This window comes from Acidimicrobiia bacterium (genome assembly GCA_040880805.1).
Lineage (GTDB): Bacteria > Actinomycetota > Acidimicrobiia > IMCC26256 > DASPTH01 > DASPTH01.
Window position 1 is genome coordinate 1 of record JBBDHW010000069.1, and the last position, 21331, is coordinate 21331.

Annotated in this window: 10 protein-coding genes; 7 read left to right on the forward strand and 3 right to left on the reverse strand. The window is 65.7% G+C overall.

Translation table 11 applies throughout. The features are described from left to right. On the reverse strand, positions 1-2322 hold a 2322-nt coding region (locus tag WD271_17690; GenBank protein MEX1009655.1), incomplete at its 3' end, for a hypothetical protein. A 1248-nt stretch (positions 2323-3570) separates the two neighbouring features. Here WD271_17690 and ltrA (WD271_17695) point away from each other — a divergent pair. After that, on the forward strand, positions 3571-4887 hold the full coding sequence (gene ltrA, locus WD271_17695; GenBank protein MEX1009656.1) for a group II intron reverse transcriptase/maturase: 1317 nt from the start codon (positions 3571-3573) through the stop codon (positions 4885-4887). Between the two features lie 143 nt (positions 4888-5030). Beyond that, a complete protein-coding gene (ltrA, locus tag WD271_17700) occupies positions 5031-6374 on the forward strand; it encodes a group II intron reverse transcriptase/maturase (GenBank protein ID MEX1009657.1) in 1344 nt (447 codons plus the stop codon). Positions 6375-6619: 245 nt separating this feature from the next. Here the strand turns inward: ltrA (WD271_17700) and mobF are convergent, their stop codons facing one another. After that, a complete protein-coding gene (gene mobF, locus WD271_17705) occupies positions 6620-9127 on the reverse strand; it encodes a MobF family relaxase (GenBank protein ID MEX1009658.1) in 2508 nt (835 codons plus the stop codon). 9 nt (positions 9128-9136) lie between these two features. Further along, the gene (locus tag WD271_17710) at positions 9137-9334 is read right to left on the reverse strand and encodes a helix-turn-helix domain-containing protein (protein MEX1009659.1); all 198 of its coding nucleotides are present in this window, start codon (positions 9332-9334) and stop codon (positions 9137-9139) included. Between the two features lie 832 nt (positions 9335-10166). Between WD271_17710 and WD271_17715 the strand changes: the two genes are divergently transcribed. From WD271_17715 to WD271_17735, 5 genes are all read left to right on the forward strand, one after another. Next, on the forward strand, positions 10167-13589 hold the full coding sequence (locus WD271_17715; protein MEX1009660.1) for a helicase-related protein: 3423 nt from the start codon (positions 10167-10169) through the stop codon (positions 13587-13589). Positions 13590-13827: 238 nt separating this feature from the next. Continuing rightward, positions 13828-15054 (forward strand): AAA family ATPase, encoded by a 1227-nt coding sequence (locus WD271_17720; GenBank protein ID MEX1009661.1) that lies wholly within the window; start codon positions 13828-13830, stop codon positions 15052-15054. Continuing rightward, complete coding sequence (locus WD271_17725; GenBank protein MEX1009662.1) at positions 15054-15671, forward strand: DUF4276 family protein; 618 nt, start codon at positions 15054-15056, stop codon at positions 15669-15671. The genes WD271_17720 and WD271_17725 overlap by 1 nt, the downstream gene beginning before the upstream one ends. Continuing rightward, positions 15668-18331: a DUF1156 domain-containing protein gene (locus WD271_17730; GenBank protein ID MEX1009663.1), complete on the forward strand. Its 2664-nt coding sequence runs from the start codon at positions 15668-15670 to the stop codon at positions 18329-18331. The genes WD271_17725 and WD271_17730 overlap by 4 nt, the downstream gene beginning before the upstream one ends. A gap of 115 nt (positions 18332-18446) precedes the next feature. After that, positions 18447-21251: a DUF499 domain-containing protein gene (locus WD271_17735; protein ID MEX1009664.1), complete on the forward strand. Its 2805-nt coding sequence runs from the start codon at positions 18447-18449 to the stop codon at positions 21249-21251. The last annotated feature ends 80 nt before the right edge of the window (positions 21252-21331 follow it).

Below are 21331 nucleotides of genomic sequence, written 5' to 3' on the forward strand. Positions count from 1 at the left end.
CGCGTCAACCAACGACACCCGAGGCACCAACCGACCGTGAATCGGTGGATCGAGGTTTAGTGCCTCGAGAGCCTCGTGAGTGCCAACTTCAGCGAGACTAAACAGCCGCGCCAGCGCGAGAAACTCCAAGCTTGGGAAATGCATGGCTATGTCAACACAAGCGCGAACGTGCTCTTCGTCGTGGAACCGGTATTGATTCTCCTCCCTGGCGACATCGCCCGCTAGCACGTCCAGAAGTGCCTGCGCCTGGTCACTCGTACCGCGAGCAGCGAACACGCAGGCCGTCTTTGTCGCTTGCGTAGTAAGCGCGCGCGTTGGCCCTTCTACGAGTTCTCCCGCACGACCTCGGGTCATGATGTCGAGCAGCCCGGTGAGTAGTTGTGCAGCGGTGTCGTCGGGGACGAGGTCGTGTTGCGCCGCAACAAGAGCCAGGGTCGTGACCTGTTGCCACCACGGGCTTAAATTCAGGTTCGCCACTGGCAGCGGACGGTCTCCAACTGCGTCCGCAAGTTGGAGGAGCTTCTTCGTTTCGCCGGCCCACTGGTAGCACATCGCTGCGCGGTCCGGCTCGGCGTTGGCAGCGTAGAGATCGCCCAGCATTTCGACCGCCGCGTCCTCATCGACCCAGTCGCCGGTGACGATGCTGTCGGCGAGCCATCGGCGCGCGGACCGGATCGCGTCAACGGGCCGGTTGTCGAGCGCGGCGCGACGCGCGTCCATCTCTGGATCACGTACGCGGCGGAGGATGCGGCCACTCGTCGCCTTCGGTAGCGCCTGCGCGAGCAAGTGCTCCTCGTCGATGTTTCCGCTCCATGGGCCGTACCTGATATGAACGGCGCGAATGGCGTAAAGCCATCCTGCGGCGTCGTCGGTACGGCCGTCATGGATTGCGCTCGCTACTGCCTGCCGCCAATGCTCGAGAGCATCGTCCGATGATCCGTCCATGGCATTGCGTCGGGCTTCGGTAGCGAGCACTAACGCGGCTTGCGACCGCGGCAGCCGCATCTGGCGCGCTTCGGCGAGCAGACGCCCGCGCTCTTCATTGTCATAGCTCGCGCCGATCATGCGCAGGCGCACTGCCAGGTCTTCGTTCGGGGGAGCCGGTCGTGGCATCTCAAGTTGGTCAAGCGCTGACGCGACTAGATCGCGAACGGCTCCAGCGCGATCAGATCCGCTGTCGGTCATGTCTTGGTCGAGGTCATCGCTCGCCGTCGCCGCGACTCCGTCTGCCGCCGCAAGCTCGGCTAGGAGCAACACGAGCAAGGGTTGGTACTCGGGTACAGCAACACCATCTGGCGTGTTGGCCAGGAGGCGAAGCAATTCATTGTTGTGGCCGAACGGATGCTCTGCTGTGTAGACGGCGGCACTAATGAGTTCCGCGTGCGTTGTGGCGACGGGGCTCCGCTCCGCTACGACGTCCTCGGAGTCCGAGCGAATGAGGTCGTTCATCCTGTGGCTCAAGAGGCGCGCCTGGTGCAGGTCGCCCTCGTGCAGCGCTTGCGCGGCAAGCCGTGCATCAAGCGCACAAGCGTCGTCGACGTCATCCGCGGTCGCGAGCGCATCCAGCTGGCGGCGCCACATCACGTGAGCGTGCCCGCCGAACCCTTGCGCGGTCAGCCGCTCGCCAATCTGCCCGTACGCTGCAGCCGCGGCCACCGGATCTGTTGCTTCCAAGCGTTCGGCTTCGACGACATCTCGATCGAGCCCATCGACACCGAGCGGGCTAAGCAGAACCTGGTCCGCTACACGAGTCCACTCCGGTGGCGGAGCAGCAACCCCGGGAAGTGGCGCGCCCGTGCAGAACGCTTCGGCTGTCTCCCGTGTCCAGAAGCGCGCGACGATGTCCGCCCGTTCGCGAAGAACATCGTTCAGCTCATCTGGTCCCCAGAGGTCGAGCTCGAATTCGTCCGAGTACTCGTCTTGTAGGGCCGCGAGCTCGTCTAAGACCTGCGTGGTCCGCGCTGCGTGGTTGCTGACCGCCACGATGAACTGCAGAGCATTAAACGGCCGGCGCCCCGACGCGAACTTCTCCACGGCTGCACGGAGCGATGCGGCTCCGAACGTCGCGACATGCTTGCACTGCACGACCGTGTAGCCGCCGCCGGGCCGCCTTCCGGCGAGGTCGATACCGAACTGGGCTTGCCCCGGCATGCCATACCGGCGAAAGCGCATCTGATTCAACCCCAACACATAGCGAGATATCGCCGCCACCAACTGCTCGAACGCTTCCCAGCCGATATCGAGCCGCAGGTCGCCCCCGGCTGGGACGTTGCCTGGACCGAGCGAAGCGACCGGCCCGGCCAGCACAGGATCTTCCGACACGGCCTGCCACCCCGATGCGCGGCCGCCATCGTCACCGCCGTCTTGTGCGGGCGCGACTCCAGAAGTCACGCAACCATTGTCCTCCACCGTGGCCGTTGAAGACGATTCCTATCCGGAACCGGTACCCTCGTCCGCCCACGTCGATCGATCGCGCCATAACACGCGCTCAAGATCGCGGCCGCCGACCGGTCGCCCGACGCGACAGATCGGCAGTGCGTCCAGGAGTTTGGACGCCATGACAACGAGGAGGTTGTTGTGACGTAACCGAGCGACAAGCTCAGGTCAGCCAGCCGGTGTGAGTCCGGTCCGGGGAGACGCCAGGGTCCCTGGTAGCTGGCTCCCGGCGTCGAGAGAGATCTCGCCGTCGAAGCGGAGCGACAACACCTCGTTGAGGGGGTGGCGACTGGCCAGTCCGCAGCATGAAGCGAAGCCTGCAACGTCGTCATGGCGCACCCGCACGTTGTGTGCGGGACAAGAGGGAGCCGAGCCTGTTGCCGATGGGCGAAGGCCATGGAAGACGCTTTTGGTCCTGGAGCGAGCGTCGATGAACCCTCCGGCGTAAGGGGGCGTGGAATGGTCAGAAGGTTGTCCTGGGAACTGGAGAGGCCCTCCTCGGCCCCGGGCTGCGGGCCCGGGAAGCATGCGTGTCTATAACCGGTGATCCCGGGAAGTGACAGGCGGCCGAGAGGGAGTCGGAGGGGGTCGTAGGTGCGCCGGGATAAACCGGCATGGAGGAGGAGATGGAAGAGCTCTACGTCGAAGGGGTAGCGACCCACGATGACCCCGAACCGTGCGTTGGCGTTCGCGAGGGCGTTGGCGAAGCGTCGGTAGGGGCACGTGCAGGCCGGGCTATTGAGCCGCGTAATCACGGAGTTCGGGGTGCCGACGTGGTCTACGGAAACGGAAGGCAACACTGCCAGCAGCGTTATCGCGAGTTGTTGGTGGGCCCCGCGCGGTCAGAGAACCAGGGCATGTACGGAACCTCCATGCGCGAGAACCGGGAGGTCCCGCGCTTGCCCGTCGGGTTGATCACCGGGCGGGCCGCTCAGGAAAGGCTGAGGCCGCACGCCTGAGATGTACGAGCGCGGGAAGTCAGACAACTCTGTAGTACCTGCGAAGCCGCCGAACAAGGCCGGGGGACCGGTTGCGGAGGTGGTGGAGGGAAGGGGGTTGGCCAAGGGGAACACGGACAGTTCGACACGCCCCGGACGCAGCGCCGGGTCTGGCGTGTCAAGCGGGCTGGATCGTGTGCGCGAAGTAGCACGCAAGGACAAAGAAGCACGGTTCACTGCACTGCTGCACCACGTCGATCTGTCTCGGCTCTGGGCGGCCTACGCGGCGATCAACCCGAAGGCTGCATCAGGTGTCGATCAGGTGACGTGGGACGCCTACGGGCAGAACCTTCGAGCCAACCTCGAAGACCTGCTCGGCCGTGTCCACAGCGGTGCGTACCGGGCGAGCCCTTCTCGGAGGGTGTACATCCCGAAACCGGACGGGCAACAACGCCCGCTCGGTATCGCCACGTTGGAGGACAAGATCGTCCAGCGGGCGGTGGTCGAGGTGCTCAACGCCATCTACGAGGTGGACTTTGTCGGCTTCTCCTACGGGTTCCGGCCGGGGCGCGGCCCGCATGACGCGTTGGATGCGCTCGCGGTTGGGATCACGGAGAGAAAGGTGAACTGGATACTCGACGCTGATGTCAGCGACTTCTTCTCCAAGCTTGATCAGGCCTGGCTGATGAGGTTCCTCGAGCATCGCATTGCGGACAAGCGAGTCCTGCGGCTCATCCGGAAATGGCTGGCTGCAGGGGTCGTCGAGGACGGCAATTGGTCGGAGACGATCGAGGGGTCACCGCAGGGGGCATCGGTTTCGCCGTTGCTCGCGAACGTGTACCTCCACTATGTCTTCGATCGCTGGGTCCGACAGTGGAGACGAAGGCACGCCCGGGGCGACATCGTCGTCACCCGCGTCGCCGACGACTTCGTGGTCGGGTTCCAGCATCTCGGTGACGCAAAACGGTTCCTCCACGATCTTCGCGAGCGGTTCGCGAAGTTCAACCTGGAGCTGCACCCGGACAAGACCCGCCTGATCGAGTTCGGCCGCTTCGCGGCGTCGAACCGGCGAGAGCACGGTCTTCCGAAACCGGAGACGTTCGATTTCTTGGGCTTCACGCATATTTGCGGGAAGACGAAGGACGGGCGCTTCTGGCTCCGGCGCGTCACCATCAAGAAGAGGTTGCGGGCCAAGCTGAAGCAGGTGAAAGCCGAGCTTCGGCGACGCCGGCACCTCCCCGTCCCCGATCAGGGGCGCTGGCTCGCGAGCGTGGTGCGAGGACATCTCGCCTACTACGCCGTACCAGGCAACATCGACGCGGTGTCGGCCTTCCGTGACGAGGTCAGACGGCACTGGCATGAAACGCTTCGGCGCCGAAGCCAGCGCAGCAGACTCACCTGGGAGCGCTATGGCCGGATCGCCAATCGATGGCTACCCCCTGCCCGCATCGTGCATCCCCACCCCAGCATGCGCTTCGCTGCCAGGACCCAAGGCAGGAGCCCGGTGCGGTAGTTCCGCACGCCGGGATCTGTCCGGGGGGCCGCCCGCAAGGGCGGTCCCTACCGGGCTTAGTGGTGACGGTCGGGACAACACAACCCGGCCCGAGCGAAGGGCCCCTGGTTCACCGGTGCACGTGAAGGAGTTGAGGGACTCTGATGAGTGCCGAGCGATCGGCTAGGTCCGTCAGCGACACCGAGGGTGTCGATCGGGTTCGAGCGCTCCAACGCGTGCTGTATCGCAGTGCCAAGCAGGATCCACGGCGACGTTTCCATGCCCTCTATGACAAGGTCGCTCGCAGCGACGTACTTGTCCGGGCCTGGGGTGATGTCCGTGCCAACGCCGGGGCTCCGGGTGTTGATGGGATGACCATCGACGCGATCGTGGAGTCCGGGGTGGGGGAGTTCCTCGATGCACTCGCCGTGGAGTTGGGTGCCGAGAGGTATCGGCCCCAGCCGTTGCGGCGGGTGCATATCCCCAAGAGCGAGCCGGGTAAGACGCGGCCGCTCGGTATCCCCACGGTGCGCGACCGGGTGGTGATGACCGCGGCGAAGATCGTCCTCGAGCCGTTGTTCGAGGCCGACTTTCGTCCGGTCAGTTTCGGGTTTCGCCCGAGACGTTCGGCTCATATGGCCCTCGAGGTCATTCGGGTCGAGGCCAACCGGGGCGCGGAGTGGGTACTCGACGCTGACGTGTCGGACTGCTTCGGCTCGCTCGACCACGACGCTTTGATGGGCCAAGTGGCCCGACGGGTATCGGACCGGGCGATGTTGAAGTTGATCCGGGCGTGGCTGCGAGTCGGGGTGTTGGAGGACGGGGTGATCACCGACAGTGGGTCGGGAACCCCGCAAGGTTCACCTATCTCTCCGCTGCTCGCCAACATCGCGCTGCACGTCGTCGACGTGGAGTGGGAACAAGCGAGCCAGCGGCTCGGTGTGCTTGTCCGTTACGCCGATGACTTCGTGGTGCTCTGTTCGACGCGCAGTCGCGCCGAAGAAGCACGACGGCGAGTGCGTGCGAGTCTTGGTCGACTCGGGTTGGTGTTACATCCCGACAAGACCACGATCGTGTGTCTCGCCGGCGGCGAACAGGGCTTCGACTTCTTGGGGTTCCATCATCGCAAGAAGGAATCCAAGAAGTATCCGGGTCGCTACTACTTACAGAAGTGGCCCTCGACGCGGGCCATGGCTTCCATCCGAGCCAAGATCCGCGACCGCACCGATCGGCGGTGGGTCGGACATGACATGGTCGACATTGTCGACGGACTCAACTCCGTGCTGCGCGGCTGGGGCGGCTACTTCCGTCACGGCAACTCGGCACGCAAGTTCGCCGTCATCGACAGCTACGCCCATGAACGACTCGCCATCCTGGCAAGCAACAAGCACGGACTCCGAGGCCGCAACTGGGTCAGCAGATACACCTACGGCTGGCTCAGCGACCTCGGGATCTATCGTCTCAGCGGCAACGTCCGACCATGGACGCCTGCGCATGCCTCGCGATGAACGGTGTCCGAGAGCCGTGTGCGGGAGAACCGCATGCACGGTTCGAAAGGGGGCCGCTGGCGAAGCTGCACCCACGGCGCGACGGAAACCATGCACCCACCGCGGAAACGCGTGGGACTGAGCCCGTCCGACCTACCGGCACGCAGACCAACCAGCGGCCTACCTCACCGTCGGAGTGTCATTGAGCAGCGCCCCGTAACAGTCGGATTCGAGCCCAGGTCTCGTTTGGGCCCCGGGCCGTCTGCTCATCCGATGTCGATTTCGATCCCGAGGTCGTGTTCGACGGCGAGTTGTTGGGCGGTGGTGCGTTCGAGCGCGCGTCGCAGGTCTTGCATCGGGTTGCGATCGATGAGGTGTCCGTGGTCGTGTTCGAGGACTGGCGATGCGACGGTGTAGAGGCGGTTCTCGTCGCGCCCGCGGGAGAGCGCGGTGTAGCCGGTCTCGCGGGTGAGTCGGTCGTCAGCGAGTACGTAGGCCCGATCGACGGTGAGGCCTTGTGCTTTGTGGATCGTGGTCGCGTAGGCGTGCACGACGGCGCGACTGTCGAGGTACGTCGCGGGCAGCGTGACGGCAATACCGTCGTCGGTTCCGACGGTGAGCGATCGACCTTCGGCATCGACCGAGACCACGGTGCCGGTCGTGCCGTTGGTGACGCCGAGCCGGCGCGCGTTGCGCAAGGTCATGATGCGGTCGCCGGCCTGGAACGGTCGGTCTGCGATGTCGAACACGGGTCCGGTGAGAAGGCCCGCGTCGTTGAGGTTGCAACGCGCGAGGTAGTTGAGGGTGTGGACGTCTTTCCAGCGGCTCGCGAGCATCAGCGCGTGTGCGCCTTGTCGATGGGCAGCCGCGTAGTCGCGCGCGAGGTGCACTCTCGCGGCGCTGGCGGTGGGCGCCGAGGTGATCCGATCGTGTTCGAAGTAGGCGTCGAGAGCGGGCGCAGCGTGACCGTCGCGCAGTTCGGTGAGGGCAGTCCGTTCCCAGGCCGCGCGCTGACGTCGGTTGGTCTGGAGGTGGATACCTCCGAGGCTGTGGTCGAGCGCGGCGAGGAGTCCGCCGGCTTCGATCTCGGGGAGCTGCTTGGGGTCGCCGACGAGAACGATCTTGGCCTGTGCGCGCTGGGCCGCGTCGAGGAGGGACGCCAGGGTGCGGGTACCGGCCATCCCCGCCTCGTCGACGATCAACACCGCGTGGGCTGGTAAGCCGGCGGCTGCGATCTCTCGTGTCAGTGCTGCGATGGTGTGCGACGGGGTCCCGGTTGAGTTCTCGAGCTGGCGTGCGGCCTTGGCCGCGACTGCGCACCCGACAGTCTGGTAGCCGGCGGCGTCCCAGGCGGCGCGTGCCGCGGTCAACGCGGTGGTTTTGCCCGCGCCCGCGGGGGCGATGACGACCTCGACGCCGCGTCCTGTTTGGGTGAGCGCGCGCACCATCTGCTGTTGCTCGTCGCTGAGGTGAGGATGATCGATCAGGGTGGCTTCGACGATGTAGGGGCCGACGACGGCTGTCCGTTCGTGGGCGCGGGCTTCGGCGTCGCCGAGGAGTCTCAGCTCGAGTGAGAAGAGTTCGGTAGTTGTGTAACGCGCGCCGAGGCTCGGTGCTTCCGTGCGGCGGCCGTCGTGTCGGCGCATCCGGACTGTCGCCGTGCCATCGAGTTCGAGGACGGAGCTTCGGGCCAGCGTTTGGTCTGCGGCCCGTTCGATCTCGGTGGTGGGAGCACCGTGGGGGAGCTGATTGCACCAGGCTTGGATCACGTCACGTCGGTCGAACGTCGATGCGCGCGCGGTCAGCCCGTCCGGGCCGAGGAGCTCGGTCTCGATTCCCTGCAGTGTTGTATCGGTGACGCCGGTCGAGCGCACTCTGCCCGTCAGTCTGCCGATGGCCGTTGCGTCGATGCCGTCGTCGGCGGCACTCTCCTGCCACTCGATGCGACACGCGTCGAGGTCGACGTGCGGGTCTTTGGGCGCGCGGGTATCGAGTGTCGCGATCTGTGCGGCGCGCGCAGAGCTGAGGCCGAGCTCGTCGAGGCGGTCGAGCACGGCCTGACGGCGTTGTGAGAGGTGCTCGATGAGACTGCGCGGGATACCGGCGAGGTCGGCGATGCCGTTGTGGACGCTCTGCCACTCGACGCCGAGCCGGGCCGTGAGCTCGTAGCGCAGCTGGGCTTCGTAGAGATGACCCGCGGTCTTGGAGAGCCCGAAGAGATGGCGGCCATCGAGCGCACACCAACGGCTTTCCGGCCCGCGGGTCAGGTTGGCGACCAGGACGTGGGTGTGCAGGTGCGGATCGCCGGCCCGGCTGGTGCGATGCCGGAATCCGGCCGCGACAAACCCGTCACCGTTGAGCACGCGCGCACCGCCAGCGCCTCGTCGTACCGCGCAGGCGTTGCGTTCCAGCCAGTCGACTGCGCTCTCGACTGCGGCGTCGTGCGCGTCGCGGACCTGCGCCGCGATCGCATCGTCGGCGAGCGCGAAGACGATCGACACAGACTTCGGGGCCGAGAACGTGAGGTCGAATCCTGGTGTCCGGTTCTCCCGGGCCCGGTCGAGGCGGTCGCCGGTGCGCGGGTCGAGGCCTTCGAGCACCGCGTGAAGATCCTCAGCCTTGACTGACCCACCGAGCCCGAGGGTGATCGCGTGTTGGCCGAACCAGCGTCCGGGCGCCTCGCCCGATCCGAGGTAGTAGTCCTCCCGCCCGGCGGCCACGCTCTCGAGGTAGTAGGCGGCGCGAGCCGGCCCGAGCACACCGATTCCCAGCATCGACGCGCCTCAGTCGGTCGTGCGGGAAGCCCGCGCCAGCACCTCGTCGATCGCGAAGCGCGGCACGACGATGCGCCTGCCGAGTCGCAACGCCGGGAGTTCGCCGCGGGCGACCAACTGATACGCAAACGCCCGCGAGATCCCCAGCCGCGCGGCCGCCTGTTCAACCGAAAAGACGAGCGGCGGTTCGGGGTCCAGGTGGATCATGGGTTCCTCCTTGCTCAGAGAGATGCAGAGAGGATGAAGGACGGCCCTGCTCACGCGTCTGCCACTCCGTCGCACGTTCGGCGCAAATTGCGAAGAGTCGGGTCGTGCGACGCGCGCCAGCTTCAGCGACGTCATGCCAACCATCGCCAGTCGAAGCGGTTGTTCCATCGCTCGAGCGCGATGGCCGGGACGCAATTGCGGCAGAGAAGCGGCCCCCGCGCTCACCTCGCGTCTTGTCGCGCATCACGGGAGCAGAGCCGAGCGACGCCGGTGGGGAGGTGGGCCCTTGCTTCTCGAGTCGTGAGCAAGGAGTCGCACTCCGAAGAGTGCAAGGGCGTGCGGGTTCTCCGAGAGTTCGGTGAAGGTGCCTGGAGTTCGGCCTGACATCCTCACAGGGCTCGGTCATGACAGCCACCGAAGGGCGAGACGACGGGCAACTGAACACGTCCGATTGGAGCCGAGAGATGACGGCGGTGGTCGTCGGTTCGGGTTTCGGTGCAGCCGCCGGCTCCGCCTCGCGCGAAGTTGTCGCACCCGTCTCGTACGCTTGTGGCCGATTGGTGCCGGGCGTTCAGGAGGGGGATTTCGTGAAGGCCAGCTCGCGGGCGAGTGCGATGGCGATCGCGGCGAGGGCACGTCCGCGCGCCTCCGCGCAGCACCCGGTCGGGAGCGAGCGCCACTCCTTCCCGGGGTGGTGGTTACTGGGCGTATCTAACGCGGCCCGGTACGCGGCCACAAGAGCATCGAGGTATGGCACTGCTTTCCCCTCGGGATCGGCGGGTTACTCGAGGGGGAAGTGCTCCCCGGACCGTATCCGAGGGGTGTGACGGCCATGCCGGTCGATGTCGAGCGGTTGCAGGAAGATGCGCGGGTTCGCTTTCCCGGTCGAGCCGAGATCGTGACGCTCGTCAAGGTCAAGACCGGGCCCTTCTGGGAGTTCTTCTTCGAGGGGCCAAGTGGTCCGGGCAAGGTCGTGCTAGCTGAGTCCGAGCTTGCCGGCATCGAGTTCGTCGAGACGCCGGCCGATCTCCGCTTCGACGGCGACGCAGTTCAGTTCCGCCTGGGTATCGAAGCGCGCCGAATCGACATCGCGTTCGCGTACGACATGGCGGCCGTCGCGGTGTCGAACATCCAGCCGCTCCCTCACCAACTCGAAGCGGTATACGGCTGCTTCCTGCGTGAGCCCCGGCTTCGGTTCTTGCTGGCCGATGATCCGGGCGCGGGCAAGACGATCATGGCGGGGCTCTACATGAAGGAGCTCATCCTCCGCCGCGCGGGCGATCGCATCCTGGTGGTGACGCCTGCGAACCTGCGGCCTCAATGGGTCCGGGAGCTCGCGGAGCGCTTCCAACTCGATTTTGTGCAGCTGGGCGCGTCGCACTTCGACGCCAGCCTCACCGAGAATCCGTGGGACCAGTTCGACCGGGTCGTGGTGAGCCGCGATTTCCTGCGCACCGACCGCGCGCGCGAGTCGTTCGACGCGGCAGAACGCGAGTGGGACCTGGCGGTCATCGACGAGGCGCACGGCTTCACGTTGAGCGTCGATGGGCGCGGCTACATCAAAGACCGGACCGAGCGCTATAAGGCCGCCGAAGCGGTCGCGAGGAGCAGCCATCGGCTCGTGCTGATGACGGCCACGCCACACTCCGGTCGCAATCACAGCCTGTGGGGTCTGTTGCGGCTGCTTGACCTGGACGCGTGGGGCGATCGGTGTCCGACGAAGTTCGAGGTTCCCCAGCAGTCGTTCCGGAAGGTCTCCAAGGAGATCATGACCGACATGGCCGGTCAGAAGCTCTTCAAGGACCGTCATCCTCACCGCGTCGAGTATGAACTCGTTGGCGACGAATGGGATCTCTACGAGGCGGTGACCGATTTCGTCTCGCGCAAGCTGCGCGAGATCCGCGGTGAGTCATCTCGGTCGACTGCCGGCTTCGCGCTCACCACGATGCAACGGCGGGTCGCGTCGAGCACTCGCGCAATTCGCAGGACCCTCGAACGCAGACTCGCCAACATCGAGAAGGCACTGGAGGACCCCGAGGCTTACCTGCGCAATCGTCGCTCGTTCCAGGCATCACTTGTGGACGAGGGCGAGGACTTGGACGACCTCGAGGAAGAGGACCGGTGGCTGCGAGAGGAGCGCGCGCTCGAGGAGTGGCTGCCCGACACGGTCTACGAGCTGGAGGCGGAGCGCGACGCGCTCGGGCCGCTGCTCACCCGCGCCCAAGAGGTCGAGGCGAAGCGCACCGAGCGCAAGCTCACCGAGCTGCTCGAGGTTGTGCGCAGCCAGGGGCTCAAGGAGGATCGGCGCAAGCAGCTGCTGATCTTCACCGAGCACAAGGACACGCTCGATTACCTCGTCGAGAACCTGTCCGGCGAGTTCGAGGTCGCGGTGATCCACGGCCAGATGAAACTTCCCGACCGCATTGCCCAGGAACGGTTCTTCCGCGAGAAGGCGCAGATCATGGTGGCGACGGAAGCCGCGGGGGAGGGCATCAACCTGCAGTTCTGCCATCTCATGGTCAACTACGACATCCCGTGGAACCCGAACCGGCTCGAGCAGCGCATGGGTCGTATCCACCGCATCGGTCAGACCCAAGACGTGCACATCTTCAACCTCATCGCCGCCAATACCCGCGAGGGATACGTCCTCAACACGCTCCTCAAGAAGATGGAGAACATGGGCATCGCGCTCGGCGACAAGGTCTTCGACGTCGTCGGCCTGGCCGTCGCGACGAACCTTCGCGAGCTCATCGAAGCGGTGCTTGCCGGCGAGCTCACGAAGGAAGAGGCCGTCGAATCGTTCGGCGGAGCTGAGGCCGACCCCGCTACCGTCGCTCGCGCCAACGACCTGCTCGAGAGCGCGCTCGCCCGCCACCATCTCGACTGGCAGACCGAACGTGATCGGCATTCACGAGCCGAGGAACGTCGGCTTCCACCCACGTACTTCGAGCGGTTCTTCCTCGACGCGCTCACGTTTTCGGGCGGCAAGGCCAGCCGCCGCCTCGACACCGGCACCGTACGAGTTGATCGCTCGCCGGACACCTTGGTCGCGATGAGTCGCACCGCGTCGAGTCTCCGCCGCATCGAGCCCGAGTACGCGCGCCTGACCTTCGACAAGTCGGTCGTGAGTCGGGCTCGGCGAGCCGACGAGGAGGCGGGTCTTCCCGCGGCGGAACTCTGTGGTCCCGGTCATCCGCTCTTCGATGCGCTCGTCAGCTTCGTGATCGATCGCGCGTCCGCGGAACTCGCCAAGGGTGCGGTGTTCTTCGATCCTGACGCGACTGAGCCCGTCGTGGTCCGGTTCCTCGTCGGCGACGTGGTCGACGGCAACGGCGAGGTTGTGCGGCGTTCGCTCGCGGTGGCGCGCGTCTCCATCGATGGTCGACCCGAGCGCGGCTCTTCGGCTTCTCTCTACGACGTTATTCCGCCGAACGACGAGATGAGCGCAGCGCCGAGTGAGATCGCAACTGTCGCAGCACCGGTGGATGAGGAGCTGGTGATGTGGGCGCGCCAGCATCTCTTCGAGCCCGTGTTCGACGAAGCGAAGGCCGAACGCGAGCATGTCGCCGCGATCCAGAGTGACTTTCTACGTCGCTCGTTCGGCGCGCTGCTCGCCCAGGCCGACCAGGCGATCATCGCATCCGAAGAAGAGGGCGACCGCGGCGTGCAAGGCGCGGAAGGTCGGCTCCGGAAGGCCGAGCTCGTGAAGGAGCAGTACGAACTGCGTCGGTCACAGCGCATCGAAGAGACCGAGCGAGGCCGGCGCGTCAGCCGCGGTGACGTGACCGTCGTCGGCAGCGCGCTTCTCCTCCCGCTTCCCGACCCGACTGAGTTGGTAAGTGCGACGCCAGCCAGCGGGGAGCATCTCACTGATGCGGAGGTCGAACACATCGCGGTTCAGGTTGCACGCGAGTACGAGCAGCGACGCGGCGCGACCGTCCGGTCGGTCGAGTCAGACAACGTCGGCTTCGACCTGTTGTCCCTTCTCGACCTCGAACGTCGATGCATCGAGGTGAAGGGCAGAGCAGGCGTCGGCCGCGTCGAGCTCACCTGGAGCGAGTTCGCGAAGTGCCAGGAGCTGGGCGATGACTACTGGCTGTACGTCGTGCTCGACTGCGGAACCCCGGCGCCGCGCCTCTATCGGGTGCAGAATCCCGCGCAGGCACTCGCAGGCGCGTGGCAGCCTTCTCTCGATGTGCGTTACCGGATCGACCCCGAGCCAGTGATTGAAGCAGCTCGGTCGGCACCAGCCTGATCGCGAGGAAAGGAGGTTGCGGATGACTAGACGACGACGCTGCCACCCCGCGTCGCGGCCTGTAGCGTCTCGCGAGATCGAGGGTCTTGACCATCAGTTCTTCTGGCGCGGAGTCGAACTCGATCAGCTCCTGGCCGGTGCCAGACCACTCCGCTCGATGAGTGAGCTTCGCATCGAAGGGCTGACGCCTGACGAGGGTGACGCCTTCTTGAGGGCGATCCGAGGATAGGTATTCGTGATGCCGACACCAGAAGTTGCGGTAGCGCCCGCGCGCATCGAGAGCATCAGAATCCAGAACTACCGCGTGCTCAGAGACCTGGAGATGCGGAACCTTACGCCGCTTGCCGTGCTGTTGGGCCCGAATGGCAGCGGGAAGTCGACCGTCTTCGACGTGTTCGCGTTCTTGTCTGAGTGCTTCACCGTGGGCCTTCGCCGAGCCTGGGACAAGCGAAACCGCTTCAAGGAGCTCCGCAGCCGCGGCGCTGAAGGTCCGATCGTCATCGAGCTGAAGTATCGCGAGCGTCCCGGGACTGGGCTCATCACCTACCACCTGGCCATCGACGAGACCCGCGCGGGGCCAATCGTCGCCGAGGAGTGGCTGCAATGGCGACGCGGCCAGTTCGGGAGACCGTTTCGGTTTCTCGAATTCCAACGCGGTACCGGCAATGTCATCTCGGGTGATCTTCCGGAGATCACCGATCAGCGAGTCAACGAGACCTTGGAAGCCCCGGATCTTCTCGCCGTCAACACACTCGGTCAGTTCGCTCGACATCCTCGAGTGAGTGCGTTGCGCCGGTTCATCAGCGGCTGGTACCTGTCGTACCTCAGTGCTGACAGCACCAGAGGCGTGCCTGAGTCAGGGCCTCAAGAGCACCTGTCGCAGACTGGCGACAACCTGCCGAACGTCATCCAGTACCTGAAGGAGCAACATCCGGATCGGTTGGCGCACATCCTTGACGTGCTCGCACAGCGGATCCCGCGACTCGAGCGCGTTGATGCAGAACTCCTTGCCGACGGGCGGCTCCTGTTGCAGATCAAGGACGCGCCGTTCGTCGAGCCCATCCTCGCGAAGTTCGCGTCGGATGGAACGCTCAAGATGCTTGCGTACCTCACGATGCTGTACGACCCCGAACCTTCGCCGCTCATCGGAATCGAAGAGCCGGAGAACCAGCTCCATCCGCGGCTGCTCCCGCAGCTCGCCGAAGAATGCCGGCAAGCAGCGAGCAGGAGCCAACTCCTTGTTACGACCCATTCGCCGTACTTCGTCGATGGCCTCCGTGCCGACGAGCTGTGGGTCTTGTATCGAGCCGAAGACGGATTCGCCCGCGCGGTTCGCGCGAGCGATATGGAGAAGGTGCGCGACTTCATGGCAGAGGGAGCGCAGCTCGGTGACCTTTGGATGGAGGGGTACTTCGACGTGGGCGATCCGCTCACCGCGGCGGGTGGTCCGAGGGTCTCCACCTGATGTACGTCGAGCTTCTCGTTGAGGAACCATCGGCCGAGGAGGCTCTCCGCGTGCTCCTTCCGAAGATGCTTGGGGACGAGCACATGTTTGAGATTCACGTGTTCCGAGGGAAGCGCGATCTTCTCGCAAAGCTCCCCGGGCGACTACGCGGCTACGCGCGGTGGATCAAACATGCGCACGCCAAGGTAGCTGTGCTCGTCGACGAGGATCGAGAGGATTGCCTGGCGCTGAAGCGGAAGCTGGAGCGCGCTGCGGCCGACGCGGGCTTGGTCACGAAAAGCAGCGCCGCGCCCGGCGACCCGTTCCTCGTGCTCACACGGTTTGCCGTCGAGGAGCTCGAGGCGTGGTTCTTCGGTGATTGCGACGCGGTCCGTGCCGCCTACCCGGGCGTGCCGACCACGCTCGAGCAGCGTGCGCCATTCCGCGATCCCGATGCAATCTTGGGCGGGACCTGGGAGCGCCTCGAAAAGGTGCTGCAGCAGGCTGGCTACCACCGCGGAGGCCTGGCGAAGTCCTTGGCAGCACGCGACATTGCCGCTCACATGGACCCCCTCCGGAACAGGTCGCGGAGTTTCCAGCATTTTCATAGCGGCCTGGTCGCACTGGTCTCGGTGTGACCGCGCGACGGTTGATCGAGGAGGAGCTTCCGCTTGCGGTGGTAAACGCCGAGTCGGCGCGCGAGAAGTCGCTCCGTCATGGTCACATCTCGACGATGCACCTCTGGTGGGCGCGACGCCCCCTCGCGATGAGCCGCGCAGTGGTGTTCGGGACGCTCCTTCCGGACCCCGCCGATCCCGCGCGCCGGAAGGAGATCCTCGACCTTCTTGCGCAGGCGGCGTCGTTCGAGGCGTCGGTGCAGCCGAGCCGGATCAATCCACTGCGCGAGCTGCTCGCTCATGCCTACCCCGATGGTCCTCCGAAAGTGCTCGATTGCTTCGCGGGTGGCGGCGCGATTCCGCTCGAGGCGTTGCGGCTCGGCTGTGACGTAACCGCGATGGACCTCAATCCCGTCGCGCACCTCATCGAGAAATGCGTGCTGGAGTACCCACAGCGCTTCGGCGGAGCCGACGCCATCGGCGCGAATCCGCTCGCCGACGACTTCGTGAAGTGGGCAGGCTGGGTACGCGACCGGGTTGCGCCCGAGCTCGCGAAGGTGTTTCCCGCCGACGCCAAAGGGCGCCGGCCCGCCGTCTACTTCTGGGCCCGCACCATGACCTGCCCGAACCCGACGTGCAGAGTTCAGATCCCGCTGCTCTCGTCGTTCTGGCTCGCCAACAGCGCACGGCGCACGGTTTGGGTCGATGCGGAGCCGGTCGATGGTGAGGTGGCGCTGCGTGTGCGCACTGGCAAGCCGCCGGAGGGGCGCGATCTGTCGGCTGGCACGGTGAAAACAAGTTCGGTCACTTGTCCGAAGTGCGGGACCGCGACCGCCGCCACGGCAGTACGCGAGTACGGCAAGCGAATCGGCTTCGGTCGCCGTCTCTACGCGGTGCTTGATATCGACGGACGCGAGCGCACGTACCGGGAGCCGCGCGACGATGAGATCGAAGGCGCCGAGAAGCTCGTGGCCTCGCTGCTTGCGGATCTCGACGAGCTGCCGGATGGCACGACGCCATTGCCTGATGAAGCGATCACGAAGTCGCAGTTTCGCATTCTCCGCAGCCTCGTGTACGGGATCGACACGTTCCGCGGGCTCTTCAACGACCGCCAGCTCTACGTCCTCGGAATGTTGTGCGAAGCCGTACGCGCAGTTCACGCCGAGATGCTCGCGGAGGGGATGGAGCCCGAACGCGCCGTCGCGGTCGCGACGTACCTCGGCCTGTGCGTTGACCGCGTTGCGGATTACAACTCGTCGTTCTGTAGTTGGCACGTGACGCGCGAGTTGGTCCGCAACACCTTCCCGCGCCAAGCCATCCAGATGATCTGGGACTACGTGGAGATCGATCCGTTCCAGGACGTGTCGGGCAGCTGGGACGGGGCTGTCCGATGGATCGAGCTCGCGATCCGTCACTGCTCCCAACTGGAAACGGCCGCGTCGATCCAGCGTGGTGACGCGCAACACCTGCCGTTCGACTCGGCGACCTTCGACGCATTGATCGTTGACCCTCCGTACTACGACGCGATCCAGTACGGCGATCTCTCGGATTTCTTCTTCGTTTGGTTGAAGCGAAGTATTGGCGACCTCCATCCCGAGTTGTTCTCGACGCTGCTCACCCCGAAGCAGCAGGAGGTGATCGAGAGTCGAGCCGACAAGAAGTCGCCCGAGTACATCTCTCACGACGAATTCGAGAGCCGACTACAGCACGCGCTGAACGAGATGGCGCGGGTCGTGAAGCCGGAAGGCGTTGTCGCGATCGTGTTCGCTCATACGGACGTCGCCGCGTGGGAGCGCCTCCTGCGTGCATTGCGCGCGGCTGACCTCGTCGTGACCACCTCGTGGCCCATGAGGTCGGAGATGGCTAACCGGAGCACCGCCGCCATCAGCGCGGTGCTGGGATCATCTGTTGTGCTCGTGTGTCGTCCGCAGCGCGCGACGGAGGAAGGATTCTATGACGACGTGGTACGCGCACTCGAAGCACGGATCGCGGAGCGGCTCGACGCGTTCGAGGATATGGGTCTCGTCGGCGCCGACTATTTCGTCTCCGCGATCGGACCTGCGTTCGAGGTCTTCGCCCGGTACGCGCGCATCGTGAAGCTGTCAGGCGAGGAAGTCGATGTTTCCGACCTCATGGTGCTCGCGCGTCAGGCTGTCGCAAGTCACGCGATGCGTCGGCTCCTTGGCCAAGAGTCGCTTGCCGCGCTGGATCCCGAGTCGCTCTTCTACTTGACGTGGCGTTGGGCCTATCTGAGCGCAGCGATCCCCGCCGACGAGGCGTACAAGCTGGAGAAGGCCTTCGATGTCGATCTCGGTGCGCTGTCCACCCCGCGGGGGTTCGTGCAGCGAACTGGCTCCAACTTCTCGGTGCTCGGCCCGCAGGACCGGAAGGTCATAAGGCTCGGCATGGCACCGTCGCTCGTCGACGTGTTGCACTTGTCCTGCCAACTGTGGGACGCCGGCCGACGCAAGGAACTGGAAGAGGTCCTGGGCGCGACCGCTATGGGCGTCGAGCCCGGATTCTGGGCCACCGCCCGCGCCCTGGCGGAAGTGCTCCCCGATGGCAACAAGGAACGCACCATGTTGCTCGGCCTCACCGGCAACCGCGACACGCTCGCAGAAGCTGCGGCGCGCGCGACGACCACAATGGAACAGCTCGGACTCGGGCTGGAGGCGCAATGAGAGACGTCATCGACGGGACGCGGCCGCGTCCGGTGCGGCGCGGTGCCGCTATGACTGGTCTGAACGGCGAACGAAACGGCGTCCTGTCTGTCCTCGCGATTCTCGAGGAGGCCCCATGAGCAGTGCGCTTCGACCGTGGCGGGAGGTCGCGGTTCCGCGACCCGACATCGCCGACGGCTCGTTCGACGAATCGCTCTTCGCCGCCGACCTGGGTCTTGTCGACCGCGGCCGCGGGCCCGCCGACTACCTCGATCCGGTGACGTTCTGCGAGAAGACGTACCTCACCGAGAATCTCTCGGCGTTCCTCGGTGAGCTGACGGCTCGCCTGTCGGGCGACATGGCTGCGGCGGGCGTGTACCGGTTACAGACCGAGTTCGGCGGCGGGAAGACGCACACCCTGCTCGCCGCCTATCACCTGTTCCGCGACCCTGCTCGCGTAGCGGGCACTCCGTTCGTCTCCGAACTCGCCGAGCGTGTCGGCCGGGTGCACTTCCCGCAGGCGCGTGTAGTGGTGCTCGAGGGCGCCGCCTTGAGTGCGGGGAGGCCGGACCCGGACATCGCGGACGCCGAGGTGAACACCATGCTTGGCCAGCTCGCGTACGGCCTTGGTGGCCTCGAGGCCTATGCCAAGGTCTCCGAGCAGGACCGCCTGCTGCTCGGGTCGTCGACGGCGGAACTCGTCAAGCTCATCGAGGCACACGCTCCGTGTCTGATCCTGCTCGACGAGGCGCTTCAATATCTTGCCAAGGCGCTCTCGGTTCCCTCGCACGACGGGAATCTCGCGGCGACGACGCTCACGTTCGTCAAGGAGCTCTGTACCGCGGTGGCGAGCGTGCCCCGAGCCGCGGTCGTCGCGACGCTCACGAGCTCGAATCTCGAGGACTACGCGAGCGTCGCAGGTGAGGAGATGCAGGAACGGCTGTCGAAAGTGGTCGGGCGGACCGAGAATGTCGTCACACCCGTCGAGGGCGACGACATCTTTCCGATTCTTCATCGACGGCTTTTCGTCTCCCTCGGCGAAGAGGACGAGCGGCGCGCCGTCGCAAACGCCTACGCGGACTATTACGAGTTGCTTGGCGACGCAGTGCCAGGGACGTACCGCGAGACCGGTTACCGGGAACGGCTGGCGAACGCGTATCCATTCCATCCGGAACTCGTAGACATCTTGACGAACCGCTGGGGATCGCTTTCGGGTTTTCAGCGCACGCGGGGCGCGCTGCGAACGCTCGCGCACGTGGTCAAGGCGCTCAGCCAGCGCGGGCACCCGGAGGCGCTCATCCTGACCGGTGACGTGATGCTCGCGGACTCGGGGATCCGCGGTGAGGTGCTGCGGTTCGCGGGTGAGAGCTACAAGGCAGCGCTCAACGCCGACATCATCCGCCCCGACTCGAAGGCAGCCGAAGAGGACCGTCGTCGGGGTGGTCAGGTCGAGGAGTTGAAGCTGGCCACCGGATTGGCGACGACGGCGTTCCTGAACTCGTTCGGCTCCGACCGCGTGCTCGGCGCGTCGACCGCTCAGCTCGCCCTGGGCGTCGGCCGGCCGGGACTCTCGAAGGGCCTGATCGACGACGTGCGCGACGCGCTCGAAGGATCGCTCTGGTATATGCGTCTCGAAGGAGGCCGGTACCGGTTCACGACCGAGCCGAATCTCAACAAGGTCGTCCTCGAACGCGAAGGCGCGATCGGCGAGGATCGAATTGAAGCACTCCTGCGCGAGGCCGTTGGCACGGTCGCGCCGAGCAGCCCGGTGCTCCGGATCGAGCCTTCGGTGGCAACTTCCACTGACCTGCCCGACGATCCGCACCTCACGCTCGGCGTGCTCGACTTCGACCTGCGAATCGGAGCCGACGGTACAAGTGACACGTTGCGCGTCGCGCGCGAGATCATTGATCATCGCGGCTCTTCCTGGCGGGCGAATAAGAACGCGGTCATGCTCATAGCAGCCGATGGCCCGGCAGTCGCGAAGGCGCGCGGTTCCGCGCGCACGCTCGCCGCGTTGCGCGACCTGAAGAGCGACCGACACCGTCTCAACCGGTTCAACGTTGAGCAACGCGAGCAACTCGACAAGCGTCTCGCGGCCGCGGAGGAGCGGTTACCGCAGCAAGTTGCGATGGCATACCGCCATCTCCTCCTGCTCGGAGGCGACGACAACGGCGGCGCGCAGCTCGACCACATCGACCTCGGACCGGCGCGCGTCGACGCGCGCATCGGCGATCGCGTGCTCGACTATCTGCGAAGCGCAGACCGAATCGTCGAGACGAACCTGGCCCCGGCAGCATTGCTCGCGGCCCGATTTGGCCTGCTTCCCGAGGGCACCGAAGCGGTCGAGCTCGACACGTTGCTCGGCTACTTCGCTCGGCTGCCCCAGCTGCCCAAGCTCGCGGGACCGGAGGTCCTGCGTACGTCGCTCGCCGAAGGTGTGGCGAAGGGCTTGTTTGGTCTGTCCAGCGGCGCGCGCTGGGACGCGGAGGACGCTGTGCTCCGTTTCGGCAAGTCCATCGACCCGAGCGAGATCCAGTTCCAGCCGGGAACGTTCCTCGTCCGGGCCGCGGCGATCAAGGAGCTGATCGCGCAGCGCGGTGAGGAGCAACCAACCACGAGCCCTGCCGGGGTGACTCAGGGCAGGCCGTCGGAGGAGACGACCGGCGAGGCAGGCGCCACTGATCAGCCACCGCCCGCCACCGGCGCGACCCTCCCAGGAGTCACCGTGCACGTGCGCGGCATCCCCGGCAGCAAGGCGCGCGACGTCGTGAAGGTCGCTGTGCTACCCCTCGGTGCCGCGAGCCCGGACGTCACCGTCGAGATGACGATCCACGCCGATGGCGGTCTCGCGGGCATCCCGCGTGAGACTCTCAACCTCGTCGTTCTCGAAGGCCTCCGCCAACTCGGGCTCGATGACGTGCAGGTCGACGAAGGTTGACGCGACGAGCAGAAGCGATGGACTCTTCCGGGTCGTCGCCTTCTCGGAGAGAACTCGGGACGGACGGGCGTGGTGTTCCC